The following is a 15,141-nucleotide window of genomic DNA, read 5'->3' as shown; positions in this document are numbered from 1 at the left end:
CATGCAGCCCGGTGACCACACCCCAAATTACACCTCATTGACGGACGTGACCTTATGCCGGCCCCTGAAACGTCGTGGCGGCACGACCGGGCACGAAGGATTTTTGCGGCGCGGTACACGCCTCTTGAGGCCTAGCAAATCACGACCCTGCCTCCGTTGACCGAGCCGCCCAGCGCATTTCTGGCGCACCTAACCATGGGTGTGACATATGAGACTTGCCTTGTGACGCATAGCGTGTCAGTACAGCGTCGGGCGGGGTGATACGGCCTATATATTTCAATCACTTACAGCCATAACTGGCCATTTCGGCAGAGGTTCGAATCCTGCCACCCCAGCCAGCTCTTGAAGCCAGCCTAACTATTTGAAATTATTTACGTAAGTCTGCGAATCGAAAACAACTTGGCCATCGTCGTGGTATCCTCAGGTGGCCACGTCAGGAGCGATGATTCGTACCGCCTTAAAGTGCAATGGGGTTTGCAAGTCATCCACAGGTTATGCCCGACATAAATCCTGTTGAAGGCGCATCTCCGGACACCATCGCCACGATGTGCCAAATGAGTCGAAATGGCTCGATCTGAGCGGAACTCACCACAAAATCGGATCGTGTCCTGAAGCACATAGCCCCTTGTTTGCGGACGAATGATGTGTCGTCGCTGCGCTGGGTTGTCTTCCAATTCCCCTTCGGACAGTGTCCATTGGCGGCGGCATAAAAGGTCGTCCGATAGCGACCCACAAGTAGACGTTGCCTTTAAAGCCAGCCAATGTCAGGCCCAGCTGAAAGCAGCCAAACACTTTGGCTTAACCTGCCGACCCCGAACGCCTTCGTGGAAAATTTGAAAAAGCGGCATCCGGCCCGGCCATTCATGAGAGGCAATGTATATCCCAGAATGGCTCAGTCGTCCAACGCCAGGTTTCACCCAAATCTTGCGCTACACATGGCGGACGCCCGTCAGGATTCTGTAATCTGCCTCTGCATCATTTAGGACCGGAAAATCGCGGTGTTCTTCATAACCACGATTCTCACCGCGCTGAGCCGCCGCAAATTGCTTTCGCGGATTTTTGCGAGAATGTCCTCGCATGCCACACCGGTCCGCTCCAGCGCATTCTCCCAGAATTCGCCGTTCTCCATGAAAATGACAGTTGTAGAGCGCCCGGCGGAAAACCGATGATCTTTGCTTCAACGTCCGAAGTGAAAGGATGCGCGTTGCATCAGAGCTGATCGCTTCAGTCAGCTTTTCTCAGGCGCCTGTGCAGATAGTTGCCGTCAAAGCCTGCAATCTCTGCGAGCTGGACGGGATCAAGGATGGTGAGCGAGCCTGCACTCAGCTCCATGACCTTTTCCACCCGCAGCGACTTGAGGACGCGATTGACATGCACGGGGGTCAGGCCGACCGCATCGGCGATGACCAGCTGGGTCAGCGGCATGTTGCAATTTGCGTCATTCGCCAGGCCGATGTTGCGCATCCGGATGTAGAGTTCGCACATCAGATGGGCTATCCGTTCCCTCGCCGTGCGACGCCCCATGCTGACAATCCAGGCCCGCAACACGCTCTGGTCGACCAGCTGGGACCACCAGAATGCCCTCGTTATCGTTGGCCCTATCTCGACCAAGGCTTCCATCTGGGCGCGAGGCAGCAGCGCCACGCGGGCTGGCGTGATCGTCACGAAGCTGTGGTCGATTGCCCTGAGCACAGCGATATGGATGTCACAGAAATCGCCTGGCAACATGAACGCGAGAATCTGTCTGCCGCCATCAGGCAGCATCTTGTACCCGCATGCCCAGCCATCGAGCATCACAAACACCGGATCCGGGTTATCCCCTTCCATGATCAGGTGATGACCGGCGGGCAGATCGCGAACGTTGCGGCAAGCATCAGCAAGAAGGCCGACATCCGCGTCGTTCAGCGGCGCATAACCACTGAGGCGATTGGTAAAGGCATTGGCCATGACTGTGCTCCCGGCCTTGAGGTAGCAGAATTGATCTTTGGCGACCTTAACCTCGATTGTGTTTGCCCTCGGACAACGGGCGTATACGCCACCTACTGTCGGTACGCTATCCCAGGCGCCGGTAGCAGAGAGCATCAACGATCGCTCCCGCCTGGCTTTGCATCGGCCCAATCATGACCAATGTTCCAACTGACGCCGTGCCGCTCGTCCCCCACGAAGCGCGTTCCGAACCGGATGCGCACGGCCAGGCGGCCCTGTTGCTTGCAGAGAGCATCCTCCACGCTCTGGTCGAGACAGAAACCCTGTCCGTCGCTGGCGCACTTTCGGTGATCGAGACGACTTGCGAGGTGAAGATCGAAGTTGCCGAGCAGGCTGGCGAGTCGCGTGGCCGGATGCAGGAATCGCTGAAGCTGCTGCAGGCGATTTCCGCCAGCTTTGCGGTCGATGCGGAGTTCAGGGAGAAATCACCTCCGGACTGATCTCGATCGCCCTTCCAAATGACGGCTTGTGCAATGCAGGCAAGCAAACCTCCAGGCTGGAGAATTCTGATGAATTTGACTCACATGAGCATATCCCCAGCGGTTGGTGAGAAGGCTGGCAAGGTCGCAATGGAAGAGATGATCTTGCGGCTGTTCGCCTCTGACCGATTGTCGCACAGCCAGGCCAGTTCCACGCCAATTGAACATGCTTCGCTATGGCGTGCCGATGCGGTTCATCGTGCCCGGAACATGGCGCAGTTGGCCGGATCGCTTGCCAACGTTGCCGAGCATCCATCACGCCGCTGGCTCCCTGACGAACTGCTCGTCAAGACGCGCAACCTGGCGCGAGCCTATGAGGCGCTGGGAACGGATTGCGGCAAGTCTGACCCGGTGCCTTGCGTACCGCTTCTGGCAACGATCGCGGTAGGCCTGGCCGAGATTTTCGGCACGGCGCGGGATATCGCGGTTTCTGTCGATGCCGACACGGTGGCGATGGTGCCCGATATGCGCCGCGCCCTGATCCTGATCTGCAGCGAGCTGATCATCAACGCACTCAAATATGGCTACCCCCATGGACAGGGAGGTACAATTCGCGTGGCGCTCAAGAACCGGGAGACAGGACTGTCGCTCATCGTCGAGAACGACGGAACCGACTTTCTCCCCGAGGTTGTCGCCCATGAAGGAAGCGCGCTTTTGAACAGGTTGAGCGCTGAGCTGGGCGCATCGCTGGAACGCGGAGTCGGTGAAAACGGGCATGGCTATCGGGTCGGTGCCAACGTCTTCGCACGCCCGGCGATGGGGTTGGCGGGTTAACGGCAGGCGACCGGGATAGATTCAAGACCTGGAATGGCGGCACAGCCAGCAACCTTTTGCGATATCGACCGTCATCTTGCTGCCTGATCTGACCGAGAATCAGACAGGCGCCCCATCCCACCATTAATGATTGCGAACGTCATGACAAAGATGAGGCCTGCCATGGCCGAAGCCTTGCGGCTTACCCGCGCGGGCAAGCTCGGTGCTGCCACACGGCTGATCCAGTCCACGCTGTCGGCATCGCCGCAGAGGCACGGGATGGCGCGGAGCGATGCCAGTGCCGCTAGCGCTGAAACCATGCTGCGCGGTTTGTCCGCCGCTCCGCTCGCGCTCCCGGCGCCCGGCACGAAGCGACAGCCGGACACCCGACCGAAAGCGCAGCCAAAGCCCGGCAAAGCCGCGCGGTCCCCCGTCGCGCCGGGCATCGGCAGCTTTGTCGAACACGAACCTGCCGGCCAGGCCGGTGCGCTCGGCTATGCGTTGTACCTGCCGGCGCGGCCTTCACGCGGGCTGCCGCTGGTGGTCATGCTGCACGGCTGCAGCCAGACGCCCGCGGATTTCGCCCGAGGAACGGGCATGAACCGGCTGGCAGAGGAACTGGGCTTCATCGTCGTCTATCCGAGCCAGCCCGTATCGGCGAACATCGCGCGGTGCTGGAACTGGTTCAAACCTGGCGACCAGAAGCGCGACACGGGAGAGCCCGCCCAGATTGCGGCGCTCACCCGCCAGATCGTTGCAGAGCACGACGCAGACGCGAGCCGGGTCTATGTCGCCGGATTGTCGGCGGGCGGCGCAGCGGCTGCGATTCTGGCATCGGCCTATCCGGACGTCTATGCCGCCGTCGGCATCCACTCCGGACTGGCATGCGGTGCGGCCACGGACATGATGTCAGCTTTTTCGGCGATGCGGGACGGGTCCCGGCAGACGAAACACGGAAATCGGACCGGCCGTTTCGTTCCGGTGATCACCTTTCACGGAGACAGCGATTCCACCGTCCATGCGATCAACAGCACGCACATCGTTGCCCATGCGGCCGGCCAGGCCGATAGGCCGCTCACTATAACGCAGGACCGTGGCGACAAGCTGGCGGGGCGGACCTACACCCGCGCGAGGCACAGCACCGCCGATGGCGATGTCCAGATCGAGCAATGGACCGTCCATGGCGCCGGCCATGCCTGGTCGGGCGGCAACGCTGCCGGAAGCTACACCGATGCCAGCGGCCCTGATGCATCGCGCGCAATGGTAGCCTTTTTCCTTTCGCATTCGCTCTCGGTCAGCGCGGCCGAACCCGGAGTATCGGGATAACGGCGCCGTTCGGAACATGGCCCGAGCCTTGCCGCGAAATGCCAGCTGGAGCCGGTCGGCGGTCGGTGCGTAGACCGTGATCAGGAGATGTTACGATGGCCAATGGCTGGGCGCGGGACGGCGCAATCCAGGATCAGATCGACGATACGGTCAAGGACGCCGTGCTCAACGCGCGGGCCCGGTTGCCGGTTGGCGAAGGCTCGGAATATTGCGAGGTCTGCGGCGAGGACATCCCGGAGGCGCGGCGCGAAGCGCTGCCTGGCACCCGCACCTGCATAAATTGCCAGTCGAAACGCGACCGTCAGAAGCGCATCGCAGGGATCAACCGGCGAGGCAGCAAGGACAGCCAGTTGCGCTGATCGTGATATCTGCAGCGATAGGTATCGAGCGAAGACAATGGTCAGGCAGCAACTGGCGCCCTCCGAAGGATGGCTGCTTTTTGGCGTAACCGGTCATCTAACGCAGCGCGTTGGATAGGCATGTTTGTCCCAAAATGCGACGTCTGCCTTGCGGCAGCAACCGATCCGGAACCAGCACTCCGCTCCCGGGGACATGCGACCCATAGTCTATCATTCAAGGCGGCTGTCACACTGCCCGCACTCGTCAAATGCTGCCCCAGAGCGGTCACCTGATTGCACTGTGAACGAGCGCATCTGGCAATGCTTGACGCCGATCAGCCTCCATTCTGCCGAGCTTGCGACAGCTTATTCGCGAAACGCCTCATCGGTTACCCTCGTGATGGGCGTCAGGATATAGCTGAGCACGCTGCGCTTGTCGCCGAGCAGGCTGACCGAGGCGACCATGCCCGAACCGATCGGGAGCTTCCTGCCGCTCTTGTCGGTCAGCGCGGCGGCGCTGGTCACGACACGGACGAGATAGAAGGATTCGCCGGTACGTTCGTCGATCACCGCATCGGGCGATATGCTGGCGACCTTGCCCTCGAGCGAGCCGTAGATCGCGGAATCATAGGCGGTAACGTCTACCTTCGCGCGCTGGTTGATGTGGACGCTGCCGATATCCTGCGGGCGGATGCGCGCCTCGATCTGCAGCTGGTCTCGTAGCGGCACGAGCTCGACCAGTGGCTGGCCCGGCGCGACGCTGCCGCCAATGGTGGTCACCAGAACGCGGTTGATGCGACCGGCAACCGGTGCGCGCACGGTCGTGCGCAGCACCCGATCCGCCAGCGCCGGAGTGGAAGGAGTCCGCGCCGCGAGCTCGGCCTGGACGCCCGCCAATTCGGTTGCGGCCCGGGCGCGCCATTCCTGGCGGACGCGGTTAGCCTCGGCCGCCGCCTCCGATGCGGCAGCGCGCGCACGGCCCAGTGCCTCGGTCTGCGCCAGCGCTTCGCTTGCAGAAATGCGCGCGGCATTCTGCGCCTGAACCAGCGCCAAGCGCGGTTCGATGCCGCGCTCGACCAGCGGGCGGATCATCTCGAGCTCGCTCGCAGCTGCCTCGCGCGCCGACTGGCGGGCAGCGAGCATCGACTGCGATTCCAAGACGGCGCGGCTCGCCTGCGCCTGGCGCGCCCCGGCCCCGGCGAGCAGGCTGGCCAGCTCTGCCATGCGCGCGTCATGCAGCGCGCGCTCGATCCGCACTTGCGCCGCATCAGCTCCGGCGGGATAGACCGGCTCCCGGCCGTCCAGCTCAGCCTCCAGCCGCGCGATCTTCGCCGAGAGTGCAGCGGTGGCGGCGCTGTTGCTGCCCAATTCGGCGCGGGTCTGGGTCGGGTCGAGCTTGAGCAGCGCCTGGCCTGCCTTCACCTCCATGCCGCCGCGCACCAGGATCTGCGCGATCAGCCCGCCTTCCAGGTTGGAGATGATCTGCAGCCTTGAACTGGGCACTACCCGGCCATCGCCACGAACGGTGCGGTCGATCTCGGTGAACGCCGCCCACAGAACGAACACCGCGAGGAACGCCAGGATTGCCCAGAGCAGAAGGTTGGAGGCGCTCGCCGGACGCAGCCGGTCGAGCCGCTGTTCGATCTTCGTATCGTCCATGGTCACACCGCCCGCACGGTTGGAGGGCTGTCCGAAGCCCCGGAAGCGGCACCCGCCCGCTTGAGCACCTCGTCGCGAGGGCCATCGGCGACGATCCGGCCACCGTCCATGATGATCACCCGATCGACCAGTCGCAGCATCGGCGGACGGTGGGTGATCAGCAGCAACGTACGATCGGCCAGTTCGACCGCAAGCCGCTTGATGAGCCGCGCCTCGGTTTGCACGTCCATGGCGCTGGTCGGCTCGTCGAACACCAGCAGCGGCGGCGATCCGGCGAGCGCGCGCGCCATCGCAATCGCCTGACGCTGACCGCCTGACAGGCTCTCGCCTCGGTCGGCGAGCACAAGGTCATAGCCATTTGCCATCACCCCGATGAAATCGTGCGCGCCAGAGACCTGTGCCGCGCGCAGCATCTCTGCATCGTCGATGGTCTCGCGGCCCAGCACGATATTGTCGCGGATGCTGCCGCTCAGCAGCACGCTCTCCTGCAGCGCCACGCCGATCCGCGCGCGATAGGCGGCGGGGTCGATCTGCTTCATGTCGGTGCCATCGATCAGCACCAGCCCGTCGGCAGGCGCGTAAAGCCCCATGATCATTCGCGCGATGGTCGACTTGCCCGATCCCATGCGGCCCAGGATCGCGACCTTCTCCCCCGGGCCGATGCGCAACGACACGTCGCTCAGCGCCGCCTCGGCCTGGCCGGGATAGCGGAAGCTGACCTTGCGCAGCTCTATCTGTCCGGTCACCCTGGGCGCGATCGCCGTCTGTGCCGGACCCTCGGGCGGATGCTCGAGCAAGCCGTTAATCTGCGCATAGGCGGTTCGCGCCTGGGTCAGCCGCGTCATCAGCTGCGCGATCTGGCCCAGCGGCGCGACCGCGCGGCCCGCGAGGATCGAACAGGCGATCAGTCCGCCCATGGTCAGGTTCTGGCTGGCGATCATACCCACCCCCGCGACGACCACACCGGCATAGGAAATGGTGTTGGCGATCACTGCGATATTGACCGCGAAGGTCGAGACCAGCCGCTGATTAAGCGATATCTGCGAGTGCTTTTCCATCGCCGCCTGCCAGCGCGCGTTCAGCAGCGGCGCGGCGTTATTCGCCTTGACCGTCTCCAGCCCGCCGATGGCCTCGACCAGCACCGCCTGCTTGAGCTGCGCCTGCTGCATGGCGCGCGCCGAGAGCCGGTCGAGCGCCGGCTGGGCGAGCAGCGAGACGATGATCACCAGCGGCACCATCAGCAGCGGCACGAACACCAGCGGGCCGCCGATGATCGCAATGACGGCGAGGGTCACCAGGATGAACGGCAGGTCGACCAGCGCGGTCAGCGTCATCGAGGCAAAGAAGTCGCGCAGGCTTTCGAGCTCGCGCATCATCGCGGCGAGCGATCCGGTCGAGCCTGAGCGTACGTCCATGCGGATCGCGAGCAGCCGCCGGAACACCGTATCGCCGATTTCCTCGTCGATCCGTGCGCCCGCGATGTCGGCGAAATAGGCGCGCAGGGTCCGCAGCACGAAATCGAAGATCACCACGATCGCAAGGCCGATGCTCAGCGCGATCAGCGACGAGGTCGCGTTGTTCGGCAGAACCCGGTCATAGACCGTCATCGTGAACAAGGACGTGACGATGCCGAACAGGTTGATCACCGTCGCGGCAAGCGCGACCTTGGCGTAGATGGCGCGGTTGCGCTGCATCGGCTCGGTCAGCCAGCGGGCAAAACGCGGGGGGCGTTCGACAATATTCACCGGACAGCCTCCCAGGTGGTGGGCGAGAGCCGGTCCAGCCCCAGGGCCGGGAGCAGCCCGCCGGTGCGCGCGAGCAGCACGTAGCGCGCCAGGTCGAGATCGACAATGCCCTGGATATAGGCGGTCGCCGTCGCGAAGAACGCATCCTCGGCACTCAACACGTCGAACAGCGATCCGCGCGCGACGCGGAAGCGTTCGGTCAGCACATCGCGCGAGATGCGGGCGGCGACATAATTGTTGCGCAGCGCGACCAGCTGTTCCTCCAGCGCGCGCACGTCGGACGCTGCGATGCTGGCCTCGCGCAGCGCCTCGTCGCGCACCCGGTCGGCGCGGGCGCCATCGGCCATCGCGCGCGCGGCGGCCTGGTCGGCGCGGGCATCGCCGCCGCCGAACAGCCGCAGCCGCACGTTGAGCCGCGCGCGCACGTCATAATCGATATCGGTCTCGAACACGCCATAGCGCCCGGCGTCGACGCTGGCCGAGATGCTCGGCAGCAGGTCTGCGCGCAGCGCCTGGGCATCGCGGCGCGAGGCCTTGGCTTCGGCCTCGACCGCGCGCACGGCAGGCGTCGCCTCGATGGCCTGGGCGATGCTCTCGGCATCAGGGACGCGGATGGGCAGCGGCAGCGGAGCGCGTTCGATCCGTTCGGGCGGCGCGCCGAGCAATTCGGTAAAGCGCGCGACCGCGCCGGCCTCGGACCGGCGGAACCCAGCCAGGCGCGCGCGTGCCGCCGCGATGGTCCCGTCGATGCGGATGCGATCGGCGCGGGCGGACACCCCCTGCGCGATGCGCTGGTCGATGGCTTCGCCGAGCGAGACATGACTGGCGTCGAGCGCTTCGCCCAACGCGACCAGCGTCCGCGCGGCGAACAGATCGTACCAGGCGGAAATCGCGCGCAGGCCGACATCCTCGGCAACGCCGGTAAAGCGCGCCTCGCTGCTAGTCACGCGCTCCTCGGCCGCTGCAATGCGGTCGCCGCTCGCGCCGAAATCGACCAGCGGCTGGGTAAGCGAGATCAGCGCATCGGTGCGCTGGCGCGCGCGCGAGCGTTCGATGATGTTCTGCGGATCGTTCGAAAACTCTCGGCTGAGCGTGCGGAAGCTCGATATCGAAAGTTCGCCCGCAGGCAGTTGTCCGGCCTTGGCCAGCCTGCGCCCCGCCACCGCCTCAAGGTTCCGAGCCTCGGCTTCGGCAATGGCCGGGCTTTCCGTGGCGGCCTGCTGGAGTCGCCGCTTGAACAGGTCCAGCCCGTCATCCTGCCGCTCGAGCGCGAGCAACGGGTCGGCATCCATGTCGATCGCCAGCGGGTCTGATTCGGGGACGGACAGCGCGGTCGGCTGGGCACAGGCGGGCTGCCCGGTCAGAACCAGCCCGATCAGCCCCGATGCCAGAAACACGCGCAAAGCAAACCCTTCATGCCAAGGTCGTACGGAGCCAGGGTGCCGTCGGCCAAAGACGCGCGTTGGCGCAATTCGATGGCGTTTTCATGACAGCGGTCGCTTGTCTCGCAAAGGGGCCGGCCTTGCCACTCATCCACAGAATTTTGTCAGCGGCCACAATAGTTTCACTGAAGCGTCATGGAGCGCGGCTACGCCAGCGCAGCTTTGGGGGCGTCGCCCCTGCAAAGGGCCCGCCTGCCCGCCGGAAGAGGAAAGAGATATGCCCAGCCTGACGACCCTTGGCACCGCGTTCACCGAGAATTTCGACAGCCTTCTGGACGGTTCTGCACTGCCCATGGGTTGGGGGTTCAGCGAAGCGGGCGCGAATGCCAATGCAGTCTATTCCGTGGGCACGGGTTCCGGCAATGCGGGGGATACCTACAGCTTCGGTGCATCGGGCAGCACGGACAGAGCCTTCGGCACGCTGCTCAGCGGTAGCAATGCGCCTACCATCGGTGCCCAGTTCACCAACAGCACCCGGACCACGATTGGTTCGCTGCAAATCGCCTATACCGGCGAGCAATGGCGACTGGGAGCAACGGGCCGGACTGATCGGCTGGACTTCCAGATCAGTTTCGACGCGACCAGTCTCACCACCGGCACCTGGATGAATATTGATGCCCTCGATTTCAGTTCGCCCGTGACCGCCGGCACCGTGGGCGCGCTGAACGGCAATAGCGCAGCCAATCGCACGGCGATATCTGCCACCTATGACATTCTCCAAGGCATCCCCGCCGGTGCCACCTTCTGGATCCGCTGGGTCGATTTCAATGCCGCCGGTTCCGACGATGGCCTGGCCATCGACGACTTCTCGATCACCGCGATCGGTCAGCAGGCCAATCCCGGCACCTTCTCGGTCGCTTCGGCCTCGGCCAGCGAAGAGCAGGGCTTTGTCGATCTGTTGGTCACCCGCACTGGCGGCAGCAGCGGTGCTGCGACGGTGAGCTACACGCTCGCCGGGATCACCGCCACCGCCGGGACCGACTTCAACGCCACGGCTGGCACCGTCAGCTTTGCCGATGGTGAAACCCAGCGCGCGATCCGCGTTGCGGTGACCAACGACACGCTGTTCGAGGGTGACGAGACGTTCGAGGTGACGCTCACCGGCACCACCGCCGGGACCATCGGCACCGCCACGGCCACCGGTACGATCATAAACGACGATGCCTCGCCGCTGCCGCCCTCGCTGTCGATCGCCAATGCCTCTGTCACCGAAGGCAATAGCGGCACCACCCAGATCCGTTTCGAAGTCACGCGCACCGGCAGCGGCAGCGGCGAGGCCTCGGCGGACTATACGGTCAATTTCGGCAACGCCAATGCCGCCGATTTCGCATCGGGCAGCGCCTTTGTCGGTCGTGTCGTGCTGGTCGATGGCGAATGGGTCGATGTCATCACGCTCGACGTTCTGGGCGACACCGTGGTCGAGCCCGACGAGACCTTCACCATCACGCTGTCGAATGCCAATATGGGCACGCAGATCGGTACCGCGACCGCGACCGGCACGATCGTCAACGACGATGTCGCGCCCGCGCCGATCGCCAATGTGTTCGTGAACGAGCTTCACTATGACAACGCCGGTGGCGATGTGAACGAGGCCATCGAGGTTGCGGGCGTCGCCGGCACCAACCTCGCTGGCTGGCGCATCGTGCTGTACAATGGCAATGGCGGTGTCGCCTATGCGGCGACGGGCGGATCAGCGAACGGCATCGCACTGAGCGGCATTATTCCGGACCAGAGCAACGGCTTTGGCACGCTGTCCTTCCCCGCACCGGGAATCCAGAACGGCGCTCCGGACGGGTTTGCCCTGGTCGACAATCTGGGCCGTGTCGTTCAGTTCCTGTCCTACGAGGGCACGTTCACCGCAACCAACGGCCCAGCTGCCGGGCTCACCAGCACCGATATCGGCGTGGCACAGGATGGCGATGCTATCGGCACGTCGCTTCAGCTGACCGGAACGGGGTCGAACTACGAGGACTTCGTCTGGGCGCCTGCGCAGACGAGCACCAATGCGGCTGCCAACACCGGCCAGAGCTTCCTCTCGCCCAATGCCCCCGGTGAATTGCGCATCCTCGACACGTCGGTGGTCGAGGGCGATGCGGGCACCCGGAACCTCGTCTTCACCGTGCGCCGCGCCGGGGCCAGCGGCCTCACCACGACGGTCGATTACACGATCAACCTCGACGGCACCGCGAATGCTGCGGACCTCGGCAGCGGTGCCGTGCTCTCGGGCACGCTGACCTTCGCGCCCGGCGTCAGCAGCCAGCAGATCGTCGTCCCCATCCAGGGCGACACACTGGCTGAACTGAACGAAACGCTGAGCGTGACGCTGGCCAATGCCAGCAACGCGACGATCATCGATGGCAGCGCCACCGGCACGATCACCAACGACGATCCGGTGGACCTCGCGATCTACACCATCCAGGGCCTCGGCCATCGTTCCGAATATGTCGGCCAGACGGTCATCACGCGCGGTATCGTCACCGCTGTCGATACAAATGGCTATTACATCCAGGACGCGACCGGCGACGGCGACAAGCGCACATCCGATGCGGTGTTTGTCTTTACCAACGGGGCGCCGGGCCGCAGCGTCGGCGATTCGGTCGAGGTACGCGGCACCGTCGCCGAGTTCCTGCCCGGCAACAACACCACCAACCTCACCATCACCCAGATCAACCAGTCGGCGGCGACGCTCATTTCGACCGGCAACGCGCTGCCCGCCGCGACGCTGATCGGCACGGGCGCCGGCGGCGTGCTGCCCCCGAGCGCGGTTTTCGATGACGACAATTTCCAGACCTATGACCCGCAGAACGACGCCGCCGATTTCTACGAATCGCTCGAAGGCATGCGCGTGACCATCGAAGCGCCGCTGGTGACGGGCAACACCAACGAGTTCGGCGAGACCTTCGTCGTTGCCTCGGGCGGTACCGGGGCAACCGGCGTCAACAGCCGTGGCGGCATCACCATCTCGGGCGATGCCAACAATGTCGACGACTATAATCCGGAACGGATCCAGATCGACGACAATGCCAACCTTTTTGCCGGCTTCCGCCCCGATTACACGCAGGGCGACGTGCTTTCGAACGTCACGGGCATCATCAGCTACAATTTCCAGACCTACGAACTGCAGGTCACTGAGGCGGTGACCGTGACCACCGATGCCGGTCCGCCCACACGCGAGACGACTACTCTGTTCAGCACGCCCGACCGGCTGACCATTGCCACCTACAATGTCGAAAATCTCGACCCCAGCGATGGGGCGGTAAAGTTCAACCTGCTCGCCAGTGACATCGTGTTCAACCTGCGTGCGCCGGACATCATCGCGCTGCAGGAAATCCAGGATGCCGATGGCGCGGGCAGCGGATCGAACCTTTCGGGCACCGTCACCGCCAATCTGATCATCGAGGCGATCAACGCCGCCGGTGGTCCGCAATATGCCTATGTCGAAGTCGCCCCGAGCGCGCCCAACACCACAGGGGGCGAGCCCAATGGCAACATCCGCAACGGCTATCTCTATCAAGTCAACCGCGTCGATTATGTCGAGGGCAGCGCCACGCTGGTGCCCGGTGCGGCATTCAACAACAGCCGCTCACCGCTGGCCGCGACCTTCACCTTCAATGAACAGACGATCACCGCGATCAACGTCCATTCGACCTCGCGCGGCGGCAGCAGCCCGCTGTTCGGCGCCCAGCAGCCGCCAGTGAATGCCGGGGAAGGCGCGCGGATTGCCCAGTCCGAGGCAATTCGCGCCTATGTGACCAATATCCTCAGCAACAATCCCGGCGCGAACATCGCCGTGCTGGGCGATTTCAACGGCTTCTATTTCGAAGAGTCGCTCGAACTGCTCGAGCAAGGCGGCATCCTGTCCAATATCCTGCGCGAGCTGCCCGAGGCAGAGCGCTACACCTATTATTTCGGCGGCAACGCCCAGGCGCTCGACAATTTTCTGGTGACGCCGGGACTGCTGGAAAACATCATCGTCGATGCCGTGCACATCAATTCCGAACAGGCCGCAGGCCCGAACCGCGTGTCCGATCACGATCCGCTGCTCGCCTCCTTCCTGCTGCCGCTGCCTAATGCAGCACCGACCAATCTGGTGCTCGGCAATGCCAGCGTGGCAGAGAACAGCGCCGCCGGAACGGTCGTCGGCACGCTCAGCGCCACCGACCGCGCCAGCGATACGCTGCTCTATGCGCTGGTCGACAATGCCGGCGGCCGCTTCGTCGTCGACGCGGTGACAGGCGTCATCACCACCACCGCCGCCTTCGATTTTGAGGCAACCCCTTCCCTCGCGATCACTGCCAAGGTCACCGATCAGGGCGGCCTCAGCACCGAAAAGGCGTTCACCATCGGTGTCACCGACGTCAACGAAGCGCCGGTGGCGGCCAACGATACGGTCTCGGTCAACGAGGATGGAACCACCGACAATCTGTGGTCGCTGCTGCTGGGCAATGACACCGATCACGATGCTGGCAGCACGCTGACCATCTCGGCGGTCAATGACAGCCAAACCTTGGGCACCCTCGTCTTCGACCCCGTATCGAAGAGCCTGCGCTATGTCGCCGACGATGACAGCTTCGACGCGCTGGCTCCGGGCGAGGTCGTCACCGACCGCTTCACCTATACCGTGCGCGATGCTGGCGGCCTCACCAGCACCGCAACGGTCGAGGTTCGGGTCACCGGCATCGCCGATGGCGTGACCCGCTATGGCTCGATCTTCTCCGACATGCTCAACGGCACGGCAGGCGAAGACACGCTCTACGGCCTGACCGGCAATGACACGCTCAACGGTCTTGGCGGGCATGACGAACTGTGGGGCGGCATCGGCAACGACAGGCTGTTCGGCGGCGAAGGCAATGACCAGCTCTCGGGCGGTCTGGGCAACGACCTGCTCGACGGCGGCACGGGAGATGACCGGCTGTCGGGCGATGGCGGCAACGACACGCTGACCGGCGGCGCAGGACGTGACAGCTTCTCGTTCAGCTTCCTCGCGGGCAACGATACCATCATGGACTTCAACACGGCGGAAGATTCGATCCTGCTCGACAGCGGTGTCGACATTGTGCGCACCCGCGTGCGCGACGTGAACCGCGATGGCGTGAACGATCTCGAACTGACATTGTCGTTCGGCGGGTCGGTGACACTGCTGGGCGTGAGCGATTTCAACGCTGTGAATGTGAGCCAGGAGAAGCTGCCCTTCTTCACCGAAACGCTGTTCTGACGAAACCGATGGCCGGGTGGGCAGACCATGCCCTCCCGGCACATTGCCCTGATGTGCTTCTGCTGCAGGTCTCTATTCTGACGTTCGATCTATTCTGGCTGGGTGATTTGCTGATGTTGGCAGCGACGCCCGCTTTTGGCGTCACGGGTCATGCGAGGGTGTGCTTTGGACAGGCGGGTTTGTCCCAAGGCCGTATGG

At 63.8% G+C, this 15,141-nt stretch carries 10 protein-coding genes; 6 read left to right on the top strand and 4 right to left on the bottom strand.

What is annotated here, in order from left to right; translation table 11 throughout:
- Window positions 1-1,224: 1,224 nt before the first annotated feature.
- Window positions 1,225-1,947 carry a Crp/Fnr family transcriptional regulator gene (locus AX735_RS21325; RefSeq protein WP_231750212.1) on the bottom strand — a complete coding sequence of 241 codons (723 nt, stop codon included), beginning with the start codon at window positions 1,945-1,947 and terminating at the stop codon, window positions 1,225-1,227.
- A 173-nt stretch (window positions 1,948-2,120) separates the two neighbouring features.
- On the opposite strand from AX735_RS21325, the gene AX735_RS21320 reads away from it, so the two are divergent.
- From AX735_RS21320 to AX735_RS21305, 4 genes are all read left to right on the top strand, one after another.
- Window positions 2,121-2,426, top strand: a complete 306-nt coding sequence (locus AX735_RS21320; RefSeq protein WP_066284561.1) for a hypothetical protein — start codon at window positions 2,121-2,123, stop codon at window positions 2,424-2,426.
- 69 nt (window positions 2,427-2,495) lie between these two features.
- On the top strand, window positions 2,496-3,239 hold the full coding sequence (locus AX735_RS21315) for an ATP-binding protein (RefSeq protein WP_171007740.1): 744 nt from the start codon (window positions 2,496-2,498) through the stop codon (window positions 3,237-3,239).
- Between the two features lie 141 nt (window positions 3,240-3,380).
- Window positions 3,381-4,544, top strand: a complete 1,164-nt coding sequence (locus AX735_RS21310; RefSeq protein WP_066284564.1) for an extracellular catalytic domain type 1 short-chain-length polyhydroxyalkanoate depolymerase — start codon at window positions 3,381-3,383, stop codon at window positions 4,542-4,544.
- A gap of 95 nt (window positions 4,545-4,639) precedes the next feature.
- On the top strand, window positions 4,640-4,903 hold the full coding sequence (locus tag AX735_RS21305) for a DksA/TraR family C4-type zinc finger protein (protein WP_066284555.1): 264 nt from the start codon (window positions 4,640-4,642) through the stop codon (window positions 4,901-4,903).
- 345 nt (window positions 4,904-5,248) lie between these two features.
- Here AX735_RS21305 and AX735_RS21300 read toward each other — a convergent pair whose 3' ends face one another.
- The 3 genes from AX735_RS21300 to AX735_RS21290 are packed head-to-tail and all read right to left on the bottom strand — an operon-like array spanning window position 5,249 to window position 9,683.
- A complete protein-coding gene (locus AX735_RS21300) occupies window positions 5,249-6,541 on the bottom strand; it encodes an HlyD family type I secretion periplasmic adaptor subunit (RefSeq protein WP_066284554.1) in 1,293 nt (430 codons plus the stop codon).
- A gap of 2 nt (window positions 6,542-6,543) precedes the next feature.
- Entirely contained in the window at window positions 6,544-8,286 is a 1,743-nt protein-coding gene (locus AX735_RS21295; RefSeq protein ID WP_082751244.1) for a type I secretion system permease/ATPase, read from the bottom strand.
- On the bottom strand, window positions 8,283-9,683 hold the full coding sequence (locus tag AX735_RS21290) for a TolC family protein (protein WP_171007739.1): 1,401 nt from the start codon (window positions 9,681-9,683) through the stop codon (window positions 8,283-8,285). The genes AX735_RS21295 and AX735_RS21290 overlap by 4 nt, the downstream gene beginning before the upstream one ends.
- Window positions 9,684-9,945: 262 nt before the next feature.
- On the opposite strand from AX735_RS21290, the gene AX735_RS21285 reads away from it, so the two are divergent.
- Together AX735_RS21285 and AX735_RS26555 are read left to right on the top strand one after the other, a co-directional pair.
- Window positions 9,946-14,943: a Calx-beta domain-containing protein gene (locus AX735_RS21285; protein ID WP_066284543.1), complete on the top strand. Its 4,998-nt coding sequence runs from the start codon at window positions 9,946-9,948 to the stop codon at window positions 14,941-14,943.
- Window positions 14,944-14,951: 8 nt separating this feature from the next.
- On the top strand, window positions 14,952-15,141 hold a 190-nt coding region (locus tag AX735_RS26555; RefSeq protein WP_231750211.1), incomplete at its 3' end, for a hypothetical protein.

Source organism: Blastomonas sp. CCH1-A6 (genome assembly GCF_001556365.1).
Taxonomy (GTDB): Bacteria; Pseudomonadota; Alphaproteobacteria; order Sphingomonadales; family Sphingomonadaceae; genus Blastomonas; species Blastomonas ursincola.
The sequence above is the reverse complement of the archived record's forward strand: the minus strand, read 5'-3'. Positions and strand labels throughout refer to the sequence as shown.